The following is a 15,727-nucleotide window of genomic DNA, read 5'->3' on the forward strand; positions in this document are numbered from 1 at the left end:
CCCCTCCTGACAGTCGCAACGGATCTCGCGGCGACACGCCGCGATCCGGGCACGATGCGCGGGTGCGGCCCGGCGTGTCGGGACCAGCTCCGTTGCAACTGTCAGGAGGGGTGAGGGCTCAGACGCGGGCGAACGCCTCGATGTCCTCCGCGAACTCCGTGGCGGCGTCCTCCGACACCGTGGTCCGGGTCTCCGACGCGGCGGCAAGGTAGTCGACCGTGCCGGGACCGTCATCGTCCCCGCCGTCCACCGCCGACTCGAGCGCGGACTGGTTCGCGCGCCGTGCCGCGAACTCGATGTCCGCGGGAGTGAAGCCCGCCGAGGCCTCGACCAGCGCGCCCACCGAGACGCCCGCGGCGGCCGGCGGGATGAAGCGCGACCAGATCGCCGCGCGCGCCTCCGCATCGGGCAGGCCGATCGGGATGACGTAGTCGAAGCGGCCGTGTCGCAGGAACGCGCTGTCGAGCGAGCGGATGAAGTTGGTCGCGCACACCAGCAGCCGGTCGGGGCGCTCGCGGAACGCGGGGATGAGCTTGAGCAGCTCGTTGGTGACGCCCTGGAGCGGCGACGGCGGGTCGCCGCGGCGGTGCGAGGCGATCTCCTCGACCTCGTCGATGAGCACCACCGCGTGCTCGAGCTCCGCGATCCGGTGGAACGTGTCGCGCAGCGCCCCCGCGAGGCCGGCGGGGTCCGCCGCGAGGCGTGACGGGAACACCTCGACGAACGACCAGTCGAGGCGCGACGCGATCGCCTTCGCGAACGTGGTCTTGCCGGTGCCGGGCGGCCCGAACATCACCACCGCGCGCGGGGGAGCGACGCCGTAGCGATCCGCGAGAGCGGGCTCCGCGAGCGGCAGCACCAGGCGCTTCTCGATCAGCTCCTTCTCCCGCCGCATGCCGGCGACGGACTCCCACAGGCCGCGCGGCAGCACCCGTCCGCCCAGGTCCTCGAGCAGCGCCATCTCCTCGCGCTGCACGCGGATGCGGCGCTCGAGGTAGCGGACGGCCTTCTTCTCGGAGAAGCCCGCATCGCGGAAGGCGTCGAGGTGGGTCTGCTCGGCGGGCACGAGCGCGGACAGCGTGCTGGGACCCGCCTCCGCGACGCGCGACTCGACCGCCGCGAGCAGCCCGGGCCCGATGCCCTGGCCGTGCCACGCATCGTCCACGCCGTGGAACACCACCCAGGCCTGGTTGTGCGCGCGCCGGGCGACGGCCGCGCCCACGATCTCCTCGCCCGCGCTCGCGACCACCGCGATGTCCTCGGACGCGGAGGAGAGCACCTCGGCGAGCGCATAGACGGGCTCGACCCCGCCGGCGCGCGAGCCCTCCCACAGGCGCACGACCGCCTCGAGGTCCTCGGCGTGCGCGTCACGGATCCGCCACGTGGGCATGTCGGCCTCCTCGTACATCGGCGTACCGGGGTCGCCTCCGACGGTACCCCAGGGGGGTATGCCTGCGCCCGGTCGCGCCACCTGGCCGCCACGCTCACCGAGCCGGGACGCGCGTCTGTCCTTGTGCCGGGAGCCGCCCGGCGGCAGGGTGGAGGGATGGCGTCCGACGCATCGTCCGCACCCAAGGCCTTCGTCACCGTGCTGCACGTCGCCGCGGTCGGCGCCTCTCTGGCCTTCCTGTCCTCCGGGGTCCACACGTGGTTCGGCGGCGACCTGTCCGTCGCGACGCCGCTCCGCCGCACGCTCGTCGGGGTCCTCGCCGTCGTGTACCTGATCCGCCTGCTCGTCACGCAGTACGTGATGGTGAAGCGCCCGTTCCCCTGGCCCGAGGCGCTCGCGGTGGGACCGTGGGTGGTGATCCTGCAGCTCACGATGGCGTGGTTCGGCGGCACCACCGAGGCGCCCGTCGACTGGGTGGTGTGGGTCGGGGTGGGGCTTTACGCGCTCGGATCGTGGCTCAACACCTGGTCCGAGGAGCAGCGGCGGCGCTTCAAGAAGGACCCCGCGCACCGCGGCGTGCTCTTCACGGGCGGGCTGTTCTCCGTGGTGATGCACCCGAACTATCTGGGCGACACACTCCTGTTCACCGGCTTCGCGATGGTGGCCGGCGGGTGGTGGCCGCTGCTCGCGCCGGCGATCATGGCGGCGAGCTTCGCGTTCGGGCACATCGCCCGGCTCGACGCCCACCTCGAGGAGCACTACGGGGACGCGTTCCGCGCGTACGCCGCGCGGACAAGGAAGTTCATCCCGTTCGTGTGGTGAGCGGTTGCGGGGCGCGCGCTCCGGGCGTAACGTACAACCAAATGGTTGTAGATGAACTCTCACAAGCCGACGTGGACCGTATCTTCCACGCGCTGGCAGACGCGACCCGCCGCGACATCGTGCGGCGGACGCTCACCCAGGAGGCCTCGGTCACGGAGCTGGCCCAGGCCTACGACATGTCCTTCGCCGCGGTGCAGAAGCACGTGGCGGTGCTGGAAGGAGCGGGGCTCGTGAGCAAGCACTCCCGAGGCCGCGAGCGGATCGTCCGTGGCGACGCCGCGCAGATCGCGCGCGCCCGCACCCTCCTCGCCCAGCTCGAGGAGCTGTGGCGCTCGCGGTTCAGCCGGCTCGACGCCGTGCTCGCGGACCCGGACGCCCCCGCGCCTCCCCCCGCCTGACCAGGCATCGAAAGACGCCGTCCCCAAGGAGCAGCCATGCCTCTCACGTCCGTCGCCTCCGATCCCGAGGCCCTCACCATCACCGTCGTCGGCGAGTACGCCGTGCCCGTCGAGCGCCTCTTCGCCGCCTACCTCGACCCCCGCCAGCTCGAGCGCTTCTGGGGGCCCGTCGAGTGGCCCGCGACCTTCTCAAGGCACGATGCGGTGCCCGGCGGCCGTTCCGAGTACGTCATGACCGGCCCCGACGGCGAGCGCGCGGGCGGCTACTGGAAGTGGATCGCCATCGACGCGCCCCGCTCCTTCGAGGTCGAGGACGGCTTCGCGAACGAGGACGGCACCGACAACACCGACCTGCCCGCGATGCGGATGGTCTTCACCTTCGACTCGCTCCCCGACGGCTCGCGCTTCACCTCCGTCACGCACTTCGGCACGCTCGAGGCGCTCCAGACCGTGGTCGACATGGGCATGGAGGAGGGCCTGCGCTCCGCGATGTCGCAGATGGACGCGGTGCTCGCGGACCTCGAGTCCTTCGCCGCGGGCCGCGCCGTCGACGCACAGATCCTCTCCGACACCAAGGTCCGCGTGAGCCGCATCATCCGCGGCACGGTCGAGCAGGTGTGGCGCGCCCACCATGACGCGGAGCTGATGAAGCGCTGGCTCCTGGGCCCCGAGGGCTGGACGATGCCCGTGTGCGAGGTCGCCGAGAACGTGGGCGACACCTATCGCTACGAGTGGGCGCCGACCGTGGGCGGACCCGCCGACGGGGCGCCGCCGTTCGGCTTCACGGGCGAGCTGCTCGAGTCCGCCTCGCCGTACCGCGAGGTCACCACGGAGAACATGATCGGGATGGAGGGGCCGGGCACCACCAACGAGCTCACGCTGACCCCGGTCGTGGGCGGCACGCTCCTGAGCCTGGTCATCACCTACCCGAGCCGGGAGCTGCGCGACATCGTGCTCGGCACCGGCATGACGGACGGCATGGAGACCAGCTACGCGCGTCTCGAGTCCGAGCTCGTCGGGGTCTAGGCGCGCCGCGCGACCACGACGACGGCGCCGAGGTCCTCGTCCCGCTCGATGCCGGCCGCGAAGCCCGCGTGGGCCGCAGCGGCGAGCGTGAGCGGGGCGAGCGCCTCGCTCGTCTCGAGGATCACGACCCCGCCCGCGCGCAGCAGCCGGGACGATGCGGCCAGCACCTCCCGCTGCAGCGCGGTCCCGTCGGGGCCGCCGTCGAGTGCGAGGCGGGGCTCGTGGTCGCGCGCCTCGCGCGGCATCAGCGGGATCTGAGCGGTCGGCACGTACGGCGGACAGGCCGTCACCGCATCGACGCGCCCCGCGAGGTGCCCGAGCGCGCCGTCCATGTCGGAGACCATGCACGATGCGCCGAACGGCGCGAGCGTCCGGCTCGCCAGCGCGACCGCGGCCGGGTCGATCTCCGCGGCGGTCACCTCGAGGTCGGGGCGCGCGTGCGCCACCGCCGCCGCGATGGCCCCGGTGCCGCTGCACAGGTCCACCACGGTGCCGCCGGGCGGGCTGAGGGCGGCCGCGAGGCGCGCGACCAGCTCGGTGCGCCGCCGAGGCACGAACACCCCTGCGGCGGCGGGGATGCGAAGGCCGGCGAACTGGGCCCACCCGAGCACCACCTCGAGCGGCTCGCCCGCGAGGCGGCGGCGCAGCAGGGACTCGTGAACGCCGGCATCGTCACCTGCGGCGTCGGCGATCAGCCGCGCCTCCTCCTCGGCGAGCACGCAGCCCGCCGCGCGCAACCGCGCCACCGGATCGTCCACCGTCACGCTCGCACGCTACCGCTCCGGTTGCGCGCTCCGGGAGGGGAGGGACACTGGCAGTCATGGACCCGGACCAGCTCGACCCTGCCCACGAGGGGCACGTCCTCTCGCCCGACGACGGCGACTATCTGCGCTTCGAGCGCACCTTCGCGAGCCCGCCCGGCGAGCTATGGGCGGCGCTCACCGATCCCGACCGCACCGCCGCGTGGGGGTTCCGCACCGGGTTCGAGCCGCGCGCCGGAGGGGTCGTCACCATGTCCGACGGCGGTGCGGGCGAGGTGCTCGCGTGGGACGAGCCGCATGCGCTCGAGTACGCGTGGGAAGGCTACGGCGGCCGATGGCACGTGCGCATCGCGATCGCCGAGCTGCATGAGGGCGCGCTGCTCACATTCGATCACGTCGCGCCCGACCCCAACAGCCCCGACATCGCCGCCGGATGGCACTGGCACCTCGACCGCCTCGAGCTGCATCTGGCCGGGGGCACGCCTCCCGCGGTCGACTCCGACGCCCACTTCGAGGAGCTCCAGCGGCTGTACGCGCACGCCGAGGGCTGAACTCGCCGGCGTCACCCCAGCCGCGTGCGGGCGAACGCGCGCACCGAGGCCCACGCCGCCAGACCGGCGAACGCCGCGGCCGCGAGGAGCGAGGCGGGACCGATCGCCGCGGCCTCGGCGGGCCCGCCCGCGCCGGCCCACATCGCGGGGGCGATGTACGGCACCCATGCGCCCAAGCCGAGCATGGCGAGGATCTGGCTCGCGGCCGTGACGGCGATGATCGCGCCGGCGGCCCCCAGGTAGCCGCGGAAGCGCACCGCGACCCATCCGAAGCCGAGCGCGAGGGCCGCCATGAGCAGCCCGGCGACCCAGACCCGGGCGAGCTGCCCCGCCACGGCGCCGGTGAACGACCCGGGATCCGCGAGGGCGAGCGCGCCCGCCGTGAGCGCCATCGCGAGGGTGATGCACGCGGCCGACCACGCCGCGATCACGAGGAGCTTCGCGCGCGCGATCTGCCCGCGCGTCACGGGTAGCGCGAACAGCGAGCCCAGGGTCCGGTCCGCCCACTCGCGGCCCACGAGCCACGCGACAGCGAACCCGACGCCGATGAGCGCGACCACGCTGACCACCTGGCCGGAGAGCGCCGTGACGGCCTCGCCGATCGTGCCGTCGCGGTAGGGCGCCAGCTTCGCGGCCGCGGGTCCCGCCGCATCGGCCGCGCGCGCGATCATCACCATCCCGACCGACATGAGCGGCGGGAAGGCGACGAGCAGCACGGTCGTGAGCCGCGCGGTGAGCGAGCGCGAGAACGTCGCGACCTGCAGCGCCCACGCGGCGCTCATGCGTGCGCCTCCGCCCGGACGCGCGCATCGTCGCGGTGATCGGCGTCCCACGCGCGCACCACCTCGAAGAAGCGGTGCTCGAGGTCCGTCTGGCCGGGCTGAAGCGTCCCGACCACGCGGCCGGCGTGCACCACGGTGATGCGGTGGGCCATGCGCGAGACCTCGTCGAGGTGGTGGCTGGAGACCAGCACGCCCGCGCCCCGCGCCGCCGCGGCGACCAGCACGTCGCGCAGCAGCAGGACCCCGGCCGGGTCGAGCGCGTTCGTCGGCTCGTCGAGGATCAGCAGATCCGGGGCATGCGCCGCGATGCACGCGAGCCCGAGCCGCTGGCGGTTGCCGAGCGACAGCCCGCGCGCGCCGCGCCCCGCCCAGCGGCCCAGCTCGAGCCGGGCGATCCAGGACGATGCGGCGGCCTCCGCGTCCGCCCGGTCCAGCCCGTGCAGGCGGGCCGCGAGGACGATGTTGGCGCGCACCGTGAGCTCCGGGTAGCCGAAGGGCTGGTCGATCGCGAAGCCCACGCGGGCGAGGGTCGTGGGTGCGGCGTGCGCGACGTCCTCCCCGAAGATCCGCACGGTGCCCTCGTCGAGCGCGGTCTGGCCGACCATCGCCTTCATCGCGGTCGTCTTGCCCGCGCCGTTGAGCCCGATGATCGCGTGGATCTCGCCGGGCTCGACGCTCAGGCAGAGGCCGTCGAGCGCCCGCAGGCCGCCGTAGGTGCGGACCGCATCGCTCAGCTCGAGGGCGCTCATGACGCGGCTCCCGCGTAGGCGGGCACGGCCGCGTCGGAGAGCGCCGGGACCACCGTGGTCATCGCGTCGCCGACCAGCGCGCCGAGCGTGCGGCGCGAGCCGTCCGTCGACCAGTCGAGCAGCACGGCTGTGACCGCCGCGAGGCATGCGGCGGCGGCGATGCGCATCTCGGTCTCTTCGCCGGCCGGGGCGGCGGCCTCGACGATCGCGCGCTCGGTCGCCGCGGTGTTCGCCGCCATGCCGGCCTGCAGCTCGGGCTCGCGTGCGGCGATCGCGATCGCGCGCCGCGCCGACTCGGTGGGCTCCTGGTCCAGGAGGGGGACGAGCGAGAGGAGCCCGCGGGCGACCCGCTCGATCGCGGGCGTGCCGTCAGGCTGGGCCGCGACGGCGGCGGCGATGACGGGGTCGAACGGGTCGTCGAGCAGGACCCGCTCCTTGGTGGGGAAGTGCCGGAAGAACGTCATGTGGCTGACGCCGGCGGCGGCCGCGATCTCCTCGACCGTGACGGCGCGGTAGCCGCGCTGCTCGAACAGGTCGAGCGCGGCGGACTGGAGGCGGGCCCTGGTGGCCTCGGCGCGGGTGGTCATGCCACAAGTGTTAGTCACTAACATCTGTTGCGCAACCGGTGGCCGCGTTACCGTCGCCGAATGAGCGATTACCAGGTGCTGGAGATGGGCGCCCTCGAGGGATGGCGCGATCACCACGGCGGCTTCCAGCCGCACACGCAGCGCGACGGCCGCCGCGTGGTGGATCACGAGATCTCGATGCAGTACATCGGGATGACCGCCAATGCCTTCGTCCCCGGCGAGGAGGCGGGCTACTGGCACACGCACGCCGAGATCGAGGAGCTCTACGTCTTCCTCGCGGGCCGCGGCCAGATGGCGCTCGACGGCGAGATCGTCGAGGTCGGCCCCGGAACCGCGGTGCGCGTGGGCCAGGGCGTGTGGCGCACCTGGCGGTGCCTGCCCGACAGCCCCGAGGTGATGCGCTGGTTCTGCATCCGAGCGGGCGGCGGCGAGCTCCCCCACCTCCCGGACGATGCGACGCGCGACGAGGGCCGCCCCTCGCCCTGGTGACGAGGTCCGTCGCGGCCGGCCGTGCTTGGCGCGGTGGGCCGGACGGGTTCGTTCCCGCAACGAGCGCCTGGGCGCACCCTCGAAGGGTGTGTGACGGGGTGCTGGCACCTTTCCTGCACGAAGGGCTGGCGCGGGAGGAGCGGATTCCCGGCGTGTGAGCGGCCGCTCGTGCAGGAAAGGTGCGAGTACTGCGCAACGCACATGTCGATGGCGCGGGGCGCGGGGCGCGGGGCGCGGGCGTGGGCGTGGGCGTGGGGGCGCGCCGATCCGCCCGCCGCTCATGTGGCGACGGGCGGATGAAGGCGGCCTGGCTCAGGCGGGCACGAGCGTCGCGGGTGCTCCCGCCGCAGCGGGTGCGGGGGTCCCGCCGAGCTCCACGCGACGCGACGGCAGCAGCGTCGCCACGACCGTGGTGACCGCGAGGATCACCGCGCCCCACAGCACCGCCGTCTGCGCGGCGTCCGTGTAGCCGGTCGGGCTGAGCTCGCCGCCGACGCCGGTGAAGATCGCCGTGAGCGTCGCGATGCCCAGCGCGACACCGACCTCGCGGACGGTGGCGTTGGTGCCCGAGGCCTTCGCGTGGTCCTCGTCGCGCATGCGTGCCAGCACGGCCGTCGCGAGAGGCGCGAACACGAGCCCCATGCCCACGCCGCACGCGACGAACCCGGGGACCAGCTGCGCGTAGGCCACGTCGGGATCGAGCGACAGCCCGATCCACGCGAGGCCCGCCGCCTGCAGCCCCACCCCGCCGGTGATGAGGGCTCGCGTGCCGACCCGCGGCGCGATGAACCCCGTGAGCGGCGCGACGAACAGCGGCGCCATGGTCCACGGCATCGTCATCACGCCGGCCTCGAGGGGCGACCTCCCCTGCACCACCTGCATGAACTGGATGAGGATGAAGACCGCGCCGAAGATGCCGACGGAGAACATCAGGCCGACGGCGTTGGCCACGGAGAACGAGCGGTCGCGGAACAGCGACAGCGGCAGCAGCGCGTCGCGGCGTCCGCGCTCCCACGCGAGGAACGCGAGCAGCAGCACCCCGCCGCCGATCAGCCCGGCGAGCACCTGGGTCGAGGTCCAGCCCGCATCGTTGCCTCGGACGATGCCGAAGACCAGGCCGAACACGGCCCCCATCCCGAGTGCGAGCCCCGTGAGGTCGAGCCGCACCGCATCGCCGCGCGTCTCCGTGAGGAACGCGCGCACGAGCACGATCGCGAGGATGCCCACCGGCACGTTGAGCCAGAAGATCGCGTGCCACGTGAGGCCCTCGACCACCGCGCCGCCGATGAGCGGGCCGACGGCCACTCCGAGCCCCGCCACGCCGCCCCAGATGCCGATCGCCATGGGGCGCATCTTCGCCGACACGTTGGTGGACAGGATCGCGAGCGAGAGCGGCATGAGCGCCGCGCCGCCGATGCCCTGGAGCACGCGGGCGGCGATGAGCGCCTCGGCGCTCGGGGCGAGCGCGCACAGGATCGAGGCGACCGTGAACAGCGCGATGCCGCTCGAGAACACGCGGCGACGCCCGAACCTGTCGCCGAGCGCGACCGCCATGAGGATCATGCTCGCGAAGGCGAGCGAGTAGCCGTTGATGAACCATTGGAGCTGCTCGAGCGACGCGTCGAGATCGGTGGCGAGCACCGGCAGCGCGTTGGTGACGACGAGGTTGTCGAGGCTCGCCATGAAGGCCGGGATCGACGCCGCGAGGATCACGAGACCCAGCGGCGACCGGCGTGTGGTGGATGACATGTTCCCTCCCCGGAAGTCTGTGGAGCCACCGTGAGTAATCAATTGATTACTACGCTTCGCACCCTAAGTAATCGGCTGATAACATGTCAACATGAACGCGGAAGAAGGCCGTCTGACCAGCGATGACAGGCGTGAGCAGGTGCTCGCGGCCGCGACGATCGTGTTCGGGGACAGGGGATATGCGGGCGGGACCACCGATGCGATCGCGCGCCAGGCAGGGATCTCCCAGGCCTATGTGGTGCGGATGTTCGGGTCGAAGGAGAACCTGTTCCTCGAGGTCGCCCGCCGCGCGACGGGCCGGCTGCGCGTCGCGTTCCGCGACGTCATCGCCGGCTTCGACGGCGGCGAGTCCAACCTCGAGCGCCAGCACGCGCTCGGCGGTGCGTATGGCGAGCTGGTCGCGGACCGCGGGATCCTGCTGAGCCTCCTGCACCTCTTCGGCCTCGGCCAGGACCCCGTCTTCGGTCCCGAGGCGCGCGAGTGCTTCCTCGACGTCTACAGCATCGTCCGTGACGAGGCCGGGTTCACGGCGCAGGAGGCGACCGAGTTCTTCGCGCGCGGCATGCTCAACACGATCCTGCTCGCCATGCGGATGCCCGACATCGGCGACGATGCACGCGCCTTCGAGCTCATGTCCACGTCGATGGGCCCGCAGTGCGAGACCATCCTCGCCAGCTACGCGGCGCAGGCCCTGGCGCGCGGCTGATCTCAGCGCGCGGCTGATCTCAGCGCGCGGCTGATCTCAGCGCGCGGCTGATCTCAGCGCGCGGCTGACAGCTGCGCCGGCGCGGCCGGCAGCGCGATCGTCACCGTGGTGCCGTCGCCCTCGGCCGACTCGACCGTGAGGGTGCCCCCGTGCACCGCGATGATCGCGGCGGTGATCGCGAGCCCGAGCCCCGAGCCGCCGGTGGCACGCGCGCGGGAGTGGTCTCCGCGCACGAACCTCTCGGTCGCGCGCGCCGCGATCTCGGGCGCCATGCCCGGCCCGTCGTCGAGGACCTCGATCCTGGCCAGCGCATCGTCCTGGCGCACGCGGACGGTGACATGGTCGCCACCGTGGATCGCGGCGTTGGTCACCACGTTGATGACGGCCTGACGCAGGCGGTCCGGGTCGCCCTCGATGGTCACGGGCTCCGGCGCGTCGAGCGTGAACGTCACGCCCTCGCGCGCCGCGGTCGCGTCCCTCACCACCTCGCCGCACACGTGCGCGAGGTCGAGGGGGATCGGGTTGAGCTGGGGCTCGGCGTCGTACTTCGCGAGCGTGAGCATGTCCTCGACCAGGCGCTTCATGCGCTCGGCCTCGGCCTCGGTGCGCCGCCACGCGTCGGCCACGTCCTCGTCGCGCGCGATCGCACCGCGACGGTAGAGCTCGGCGTAGCCGAGCACGGTGGTGAGCGGCGTCCGGAGCTCGTGCGACGCGTCCGCGACGAACTCCCGCAGCCGAGCCTCGGAGCGCTCGCGCTCCTCGAGCGACGCCGTGAGCGTCCCGATGACGGCGTTGAGCGACGTCGCGAGCTCCGCGCTCTCGGAGCCATGTCCGGCGCCCTCGAGCCGCACGTCGAGATCGCCCTCGGCGATCCGGGACGATGCCGCGACCATCCGGCGCATGGGGTTGACCCCGAGCGAGATCACGAACCACGCCACCGCTCCGAGCCCCGCGAGCACGGCCGCGATGCCGAGCGCCTCGATCAGGATGAGGCGGTGGGTCGCGTCCTCGACCCCGGAGGTGGACAGCGCGGTGATGTCGGTGCCGATGCTGGTGGCGCGTGCGAGCACGCGGTACTCGCCCTCGTCGTCGGTGGCGGGGACCGTGAGGTACGCCGAGCCCTCGGTGGGCAGCTCGACGCCGGCGAACGACGGGGACGAGGTCTCGCCGTCGAAGACGTTCGGCGTGAAGAAGACGTAGCAGTTCCCGTCGGTGTCGACGAAGCCTCGGAAGACGTCGGACGGACGATCGCCGTCCTCGTCCGCAGCAGCCTCGTCTCCCGAGCCGCACTCGAGCAGGAGCTGGGGCTCGCCGCGCTCGAAGCGAGCGCCGACGGACCCGGACGAGGACGCGAGGCGCTCGTCGAGCTGCCCGATGAGGAACGTGTGGGTGACCGCGGTGACCACGATGGCGATGGCGATGGCGATCGCCGCGATGGCCCCGAGGCCGATGAGGACCCTCGAACGCAGCGTCAGCCCGGCACGGGCCGTCACGACACCCTCAGGGTGTAGCCCACGCCGCGGACGGTGTGGATGAGCTTGGGCTCGTGGGTGTCGATCTTGCGGCGGATGTAGCCGATGTACGTCTCCACGACACCCGGGTCGTCGTCGCGCGAGTAGCCCCAGACGCCCTCGAGGAGCTGCCCGCGCGACAGCACCCGACCGGTGTTCTGGAGGAGGTGGCGCAGCAGGTTGTACTCGGTGGGCGACAGCTGGATCTCGGCGCCGGCGCGCGTGACGCGGTGCGAGACGTCGTCGAGCTCGAGGTCGGCGATGCGGTACACGTCCGACGCGCTCGGCGCGTGCTCGACGCGGCGCGAGACGGCCTCGACGCGCGCGACCAGCTCGTCGAGGTTGAACGGCTTCTGGAGGTAGTCGTCGCCGCCGATGGTGAGCCCCTCGACCTTGTCCTTCGCGCTGTCGCGCGCGGTGAGGAAGATGATGGGCGTGCGGTCGCCCGACTCGCGCAGGCGACGGCACACGGCGAAGCCGTCGAGGCCGGGCATCATCACGTCGAGCACGATGAGGTCCGGGCGCTGCTCCTTCACGGCCTTGAGGCCGGACTGGCCGTCGGTGGCGTCGGACACCTCGTAGCCGGCGTAGCGCAGGGCTGCGCAGAGCATCGTGCGGAGGTTGTCCTCGTCGTCGATCACGAGGATGCGTCGTTCAGGCATGCGTCAAGTATCGCCGGGGAACCTCACGATTCGCTGGGAGGCACCTGGGCGTGGGCCGGGACGCGCGTCGCCCGGCGTCCCAGGCGACTCCAGCGGCGCTCCCAGGGTTCTCCCAGGTCCGCTGGGTTAACTACTGGTGAACGAACGGCCTGGGGCACCACCCGGCGCCCCCTACCTGAGAGGTCACCATGCCCGTCTACGCCTTCATCCTCGCCGACCTGATCGCGATCGCCATCATGGTCTTCGGCCTGTACTTCCCGCGTCATCGCCGCCGCGACCTCATCGTCGCGTTCCTGTCGATCAACGTGGGCGTGATGGGCGTGACCTACGCGATGACCAACGCGGACATCTCGCTGGGCTTCGGCATGGGCATCTTCGCGGTCCTCTCGATCATCCGCCTGCGGTCGACCGAGATGGACCACGCTGAGATCGCGTACTACTTCACGGCGATCGCGATCGGCCTCCTCGGCGGCTTCCCCGCGCTGTCGGCCTCGCTCAGCTTCACGCTCATGGCGGTGCTGCTCGCCGTGATCCTCGTGGGCGACAACCCGCGCCTGCTGCCGCGCAGCCGCCAGCAGCAGATGATCCTCGACCAGGCCTTCACCACGGAGGAGGGGGCGCGCGAGTACCTCGAGGCGCTGCTCGGCGCGACGGTCCACCGCGCGACCATCCGCAAGGTCGACCTCCTCAACGAGTCGACCGTGGTGGACGTGCGCTACACGCTCCACGCGCAGGTCGAGCGCCCCGCCGTCGAGCGCATCGGCGCCCAGGGCGTGGCCGCCGAGGTGGCGCGATGACCGCCTGGGAGGCGCGCCTCGAGCGGCTGCCCGCGGTCACGCTCGCGGAGCTCGAGAGCGAGTACGCCCTGCTGACCCGCGTGGACCGCAAGTACATCGTCTCGCCGGCCGTGTGGGCCGACTTGATGGCCGAGGTGGAGGGCCTGCGAGCCCTCGAGATCGACGGGGTCCGCTCGTTCGGCTACGAGTCGGTCTACTACGACACCCCGGAGCTCGACTCGTACCGCGACGCCGCGCGACGCCGGCCCGCCCGCTACAAGGTCCGCACCCGCGAGTACCTCGACACGGGCGGCCGGGCCATCGAGGTCAAGCTGCGCTCGCCGAAGGGCGAGACGGTCAAGCACCGCGAATGGCTCGCGGACGATGCGCCGGCGGAGCCTCTCGAGGGCTCGGCACGCGAGTTCGTCGCCTCCTTCCCGCAGGTCGGTGCCGCGGTCGACGACCTCGCCCCGGTCCTCACCACCCGCTACCACCGCTCGACGCTCGTGGCGCATGGCGCCCGGGTCACGGTCGACACCGGCGTGACGGGCATCTCCGCGGAGGGCCCGCGCATCGACTTCGGCGGGGCGCTCATCGTCGAGACGAAGTCTTCGATGCGGGCCGGCGACGTGGACCGCGCGCTGTGGGCGCGCGGCATCCGTCCCACCCGCGTGTCCAAGTACTGCACCACCCTGGCCGCGCTGCAGCCGGACCTGCCGTCGAACCGGTGGTCCCGCACGCTGCGCCGGCACCTGACGACCGCCGCACACGCGGCCTGAGACCTGAGAGAGACGATCCCCATGCGCAAGCCCACCCTCGCCTTCGCCGGCCTCGTGACCGGCGCCCTGATGCTGACCGGCTGCTCGACCACCACCGCCGACACGGCCGCCGAGGAGGCGACCACCTCCGAGGACACGACCGCGACCGAGACGACCTCGACCGCCACGACCAGCGACTTCACCGAGGTCGAGTACTCGGGGCTCCAGGTCAAGGACGAGGACCTCACGGTCGACGAGTCCGCCGCCGTGGACATCGTGCTCGCCGACGGCGCGACCGAGGCGGTCGACGGCGTGACCGTCGACGGCGACACCGTCACCATCACCGAGGGCGGCGTCTACCGGCTCTCCGGCACCCTCACCGCCGGTCAGGTGGTGGTCGCCACCGACGACAAGGACGTCACGCTCATCCTCGACGGCGTCGACATCACCGCCGCGGACACCGGCGCGCTCGACATCGAGGACGCCGACGAGGTGATCATCCTGCTCGCGGACGGCTCGACCAACACCATCTCCGACGCGGTGGACGCGACCGCCAGCACCGACGAGGACTACGACGGTCCCAACGCCGCGCTGTTCTCGCGCTCCGACCTCTGGATCACCGGCGAGGGCTCCCTCACCGTCAACGGTGTCGCGAACGACGGCATCACCTCGAAGGACGGCCTGGTCATCGACTCCGGCACCATCTCCGTCACCGCGACGGACGACGGCATCCGCGGCAAGGACTACCTGGTCGTCACCGGCGGCGACATCACGGTCGAGGCCGGCGGCGACGGTCTCAAGGCCGACAACGAGAACCTGGCGAACGACGACGGCGCCGCCGTCGGCGTCGCGTGGATCTCCGGCGGCACGCTCGACATCACCGCGGGCGTCGACGGCATCGACGCGTACTACCAGGTGACGATCGAGGGCGGCGAGCTCAGCATCGCCGCCGACGACGACGGCATCACCACGAGCGGCGTGCTGCACATCGTCGACGGCACGGTCGACATCACGCAGTCCTACGAGGGCCTCGAGGGTCGGGTCATCCGGCTCAGCGGCGGCGCCGGCACCATCGTGTCGAGCGACGACGGCTTCAACGTGAGCTCCGGCTCGGGCTCCACCGCGGGCGACGGCACGGCGGACGTCGGAGGCGGGATGGGCGGCGGCATGGGCGGCGGCGACCGCGGCGATCGCTCCGGCGGCCCGGGCGCGGCGCCGAGCTCGACGGACACCGATGACTCGACGGCCTCCACGACGGCCACGACCGCCGCGTACACGACCACGGCATCGTCCGACGACGGCGCGACGGACGCGACCACCGTCGCGGGCGGCGGCGGCATGGGCGGCTTCGGCCAGGCCGAGGAGGGCCTCGAGCTCGAGATCACGGGCGGCACCTGGTACATCGACGCCGAGGGCGACGGGCTCGACTCCAACGGCGACGCGGTCATGACCGGCGGCACCGTGGTGATCGACGGCCCCACCAACAACGGCAACGGCGCGGTCGACACCAACGGCGAGTTCACCATCAGCGGCGGCACCCTGGTCGCGTCGGGCTCCTCCGGCATGCTCGAGGCGCCCGAGGCCGACGGTCAGGGGGTCCTCACCATCGCCTTCGCCTCCGCGATCGAGGCCGGCACCACCATCACGGTCTCGGACTCGGACGGGGACGCGGTCGCGACCTACACGACCGGCAAGGTCTCGCAGTCGGTGGTGCTGTCCAGCGACGCCATCGTCTCCGGCGAGAGCTACACCGTCTCCACGGGCGGCACGGTGAGCGGCGACGCCTTCCACGGCCTCGTGGTCGGGGACGGTGCGTCCGGCGCCACCGAGCTCGGCACGGTGACCGCGGGCTGACGCCCCCCGCTGACAGCCGCAACGGAATCGCGAACGACGCGCCGGTGCATCGGCCCACGACGGCCGATGCACCGGCGCGTCGCCATGAGATCCGTTGGCGCTGTCAAGGGAGAGGGCGGCTCCCCGCGACCTCGCATCCCGCTCCCAGCGTTCTCC

Annotated in this window: 17 protein-coding genes; 9 read left to right on the forward strand and 8 right to left on the reverse strand. The window is 72.5% G+C overall.

The window, feature by feature from the left end:
- Window positions 1-118: 118 nt before the first annotated feature.
- The gene (locus AOM06_RS10665) at window positions 119-1,390 is read right to left on the reverse strand and encodes an ATP-binding protein (RefSeq protein ID WP_062306038.1); all 1,272 of its coding nucleotides are present in this window, start codon (window positions 1,388-1,390) and stop codon (window positions 119-121) included.
- Between the two features lie 156 nt (window positions 1,391-1,546).
- Between AOM06_RS10665 and AOM06_RS10670 the strand changes: the two genes are divergently transcribed.
- The 3 genes from AOM06_RS10670 to AOM06_RS10680 are packed head-to-tail and all read left to right on the forward strand — an operon-like array spanning window position 1,547 to window position 3,636.
- Complete coding sequence (locus AOM06_RS10670; RefSeq protein ID WP_062305703.1) at window positions 1,547-2,212, forward strand: methyltransferase family protein; 666 nt, start codon at window positions 1,547-1,549, stop codon at window positions 2,210-2,212.
- A 41-nt stretch (window positions 2,213-2,253) separates the two neighbouring features.
- Window positions 2,254-2,610 (forward strand): ArsR/SmtB family transcription factor, encoded by a 357-nt coding sequence (locus AOM06_RS10675; protein WP_062305707.1) that lies wholly within the window; start codon window positions 2,254-2,256, stop codon window positions 2,608-2,610.
- A 36-nt stretch (window positions 2,611-2,646) separates the two neighbouring features.
- A complete protein-coding gene (locus AOM06_RS10680) occupies window positions 2,647-3,636 on the forward strand; it encodes an SRPBCC family protein (RefSeq protein ID WP_062305710.1) in 990 nt (329 codons plus the stop codon).
- Here the strand turns inward: AOM06_RS10680 and AOM06_RS10685 are convergent.
- Window positions 3,633-4,400, reverse strand: coding sequence for a methyltransferase (locus AOM06_RS10685; RefSeq protein WP_062305712.1), 768 nt, complete (start codon window positions 4,398-4,400; stop codon window positions 3,633-3,635). The two genes, AOM06_RS10680 and AOM06_RS10685, sit on opposite strands and share 4 nt — an antisense overlap.
- Before the next feature lie 56 nt (window positions 4,401-4,456).
- On the opposite strand from AOM06_RS10685, the gene AOM06_RS10690 reads away from it, so the two are divergent.
- Window positions 4,457-4,948: an SRPBCC family protein gene (locus AOM06_RS10690; protein WP_062305715.1), complete on the forward strand. Its 492-nt coding sequence runs from the start codon at window positions 4,457-4,459 to the stop codon at window positions 4,946-4,948.
- Between the two features lie 11 nt (window positions 4,949-4,959).
- On the opposite strand, the gene AOM06_RS10695 is transcribed toward AOM06_RS10690, so the two are convergent.
- The 3 genes from AOM06_RS10695 to AOM06_RS10705 are packed head-to-tail and all read right to left on the reverse strand — an operon-like array spanning window position 4,960 to window position 7,066.
- A complete protein-coding gene (locus AOM06_RS10695) occupies window positions 4,960-5,730 on the reverse strand; it encodes an ABC transporter permease (RefSeq protein ID WP_062305718.1) in 771 nt (256 codons plus the stop codon).
- Entirely contained in the window at window positions 5,727-6,479 is a 753-nt protein-coding gene (locus AOM06_RS10700) for an ABC transporter ATP-binding protein (protein ID WP_062305722.1), read from the reverse strand. Before AOM06_RS10700 ends, AOM06_RS10695 begins: the two co-directional genes overlap by 4 nt.
- The gene (locus AOM06_RS10705; RefSeq protein WP_062305725.1) at window positions 6,476-7,066 is read right to left on the reverse strand and encodes a TetR/AcrR family transcriptional regulator; all 591 of its coding nucleotides are present in this window, start codon (window positions 7,064-7,066) and stop codon (window positions 6,476-6,478) included. Before AOM06_RS10705 ends, AOM06_RS10700 begins: the two co-directional genes overlap by 4 nt.
- Before the next feature lie 60 nt (window positions 7,067-7,126).
- Here AOM06_RS10705 and AOM06_RS10710 point away from each other — a divergent pair, with 60 nt between their 5' ends.
- A complete protein-coding gene (locus AOM06_RS10710; protein WP_062305728.1) occupies window positions 7,127-7,555 on the forward strand; it encodes a cupin domain-containing protein in 429 nt (142 codons plus the stop codon).
- A 312-nt stretch (window positions 7,556-7,867) separates the two neighbouring features.
- Here the strand turns inward: AOM06_RS10710 and AOM06_RS10715 are convergent, their stop codons facing one another.
- Window positions 7,868-9,304, reverse strand: a complete 1,437-nt coding sequence (locus AOM06_RS10715; RefSeq protein ID WP_062305730.1) for a DHA2 family efflux MFS transporter permease subunit — start codon at window positions 9,302-9,304, stop codon at window positions 7,868-7,870.
- A 91-nt stretch (window positions 9,305-9,395) separates the two neighbouring features.
- On the opposite strand from AOM06_RS10715, the gene AOM06_RS10720 reads away from it, so the two are divergent.
- Window positions 9,396-10,010, forward strand: coding sequence for a TetR/AcrR family transcriptional regulator (locus AOM06_RS10720; protein WP_062305733.1), 615 nt, complete (start codon window positions 9,396-9,398; stop codon window positions 10,008-10,010).
- A 53-nt stretch (window positions 10,011-10,063) separates the two neighbouring features.
- Here the strand turns inward: AOM06_RS10720 and AOM06_RS10725 are convergent, their stop codons facing one another.
- Window positions 10,064-11,503 carry a sensor histidine kinase gene (locus tag AOM06_RS10725; protein WP_062305736.1) on the reverse strand — a complete coding sequence of 480 codons (1,440 nt, stop codon included), beginning with the start codon at window positions 11,501-11,503 and terminating at the stop codon, window positions 10,064-10,066.
- Window positions 11,500-12,183, reverse strand: coding sequence for a response regulator transcription factor (locus tag AOM06_RS10730; RefSeq protein WP_062305738.1), 684 nt, complete (start codon window positions 12,181-12,183; stop codon window positions 11,500-11,502). Before AOM06_RS10730 ends, AOM06_RS10725 begins: the two co-directional genes overlap by 4 nt.
- Window positions 12,184-12,371: 188 nt before the next feature.
- On the opposite strand from AOM06_RS10730, the gene AOM06_RS10735 reads away from it, so the two are divergent.
- The 3 genes from AOM06_RS10735 to AOM06_RS10745 are packed head-to-tail and all read left to right on the forward strand — an operon-like array spanning window position 12,372 to window position 15,571.
- Entirely contained in the window at window positions 12,372-12,980 is a 609-nt protein-coding gene (locus AOM06_RS10735; RefSeq protein ID WP_062305741.1) for a DUF4956 domain-containing protein, read from the forward strand.
- Window positions 12,977-13,738 (forward strand): polyphosphate polymerase domain-containing protein, encoded by a 762-nt coding sequence (locus AOM06_RS10740; RefSeq protein WP_062305745.1) that lies wholly within the window; start codon window positions 12,977-12,979, stop codon window positions 13,736-13,738. The genes AOM06_RS10735 and AOM06_RS10740 overlap by 4 nt, the downstream gene beginning before the upstream one ends.
- A gap of 21 nt (window positions 13,739-13,759) precedes the next feature.
- A complete protein-coding gene (locus AOM06_RS10745; RefSeq protein WP_062305748.1) occupies window positions 13,760-15,571 on the forward strand; it encodes a carbohydrate-binding domain-containing protein in 1,812 nt (603 codons plus the stop codon).
- Window positions 15,572-15,727 lie beyond the last annotated feature (156 nt).

Origin of the sequence: Demequina subtropica, from assembly GCF_000971235.1 — a bacterium.
Classification (GTDB): domain Bacteria; phylum Actinomycetota; class Actinomycetes; order Actinomycetales; family Demequinaceae; genus Demequina; species Demequina subtropica.

Excerpts from the sequence above, each read along its gene's own strand:
- AOM06_RS10665 (WP_062306038.1), bottom strand. The coding sequence starts at position 1,390 with ATGCCCACGTGGCGGATCCGTGACGCGCACGCCGAGGACCTCGAGGCG.
- AOM06_RS10670 (WP_062305703.1), top strand. The coding sequence starts at position 1,547 with ATGGCGTCCGACGCATCGTCCGCACCCAAGGCCTTCGTCACCGTGCTG.
- AOM06_RS10675 (WP_062305707.1), top strand. The coding sequence starts at position 2,254 with ATGGTTGTAGATGAACTCTCACAAGCCGACGTGGACCGTATCTTCCAC.
- AOM06_RS10680 (WP_062305710.1), top strand. The coding sequence starts at position 2,647 with ATGCCTCTCACGTCCGTCGCCTCCGATCCCGAGGCCCTCACCATCACC.
- AOM06_RS10690 (WP_062305715.1), top strand. The coding sequence starts at position 4,457 with ATGGACCCGGACCAGCTCGACCCTGCCCACGAGGGGCACGTCCTCTCG.
- AOM06_RS10695 (WP_062305718.1), bottom strand. The coding sequence starts at position 5,730 with ATGAGCGCCGCGTGGGCGCTGCAGGTCGCGACGTTCTCGCGCTCGCTC.
- AOM06_RS10700 (WP_062305722.1), bottom strand. The coding sequence starts at position 6,479 with ATGAGCGCCCTCGAGCTGAGCGATGCGGTCCGCACCTACGGCGGCCTG.
- AOM06_RS10705 (WP_062305725.1), bottom strand. The coding sequence starts at position 7,066 with ATGACCACCCGCGCCGAGGCCACCAGGGCCCGCCTCCAGTCCGCCGCG.
- AOM06_RS10710 (WP_062305728.1), top strand. The coding sequence starts at position 7,127 with ATGAGCGATTACCAGGTGCTGGAGATGGGCGCCCTCGAGGGATGGCGC.
- AOM06_RS10715 (WP_062305730.1), bottom strand. The coding sequence starts at position 9,304 with ATGTCATCCACCACACGCCGGTCGCCGCTGGGTCTCGTGATCCTCGCG.
- AOM06_RS10720 (WP_062305733.1), top strand. The coding sequence starts at position 9,396 with ATGAACGCGGAAGAAGGCCGTCTGACCAGCGATGACAGGCGTGAGCAG.
- AOM06_RS10730 (WP_062305738.1), bottom strand. The coding sequence starts at position 12,183 with ATGCCTGAACGACGCATCCTCGTGATCGACGACGAGGACAACCTCCGC.
- AOM06_RS10735 (WP_062305741.1), top strand. The coding sequence starts at position 12,372 with ATGCCCGTCTACGCCTTCATCCTCGCCGACCTGATCGCGATCGCCATC.
- AOM06_RS10740 (WP_062305745.1), top strand. The coding sequence starts at position 12,977 with ATGACCGCCTGGGAGGCGCGCCTCGAGCGGCTGCCCGCGGTCACGCTC.
- AOM06_RS10745 (WP_062305748.1), top strand. The coding sequence starts at position 13,760 with ATGCGCAAGCCCACCCTCGCCTTCGCCGGCCTCGTGACCGGCGCCCTG.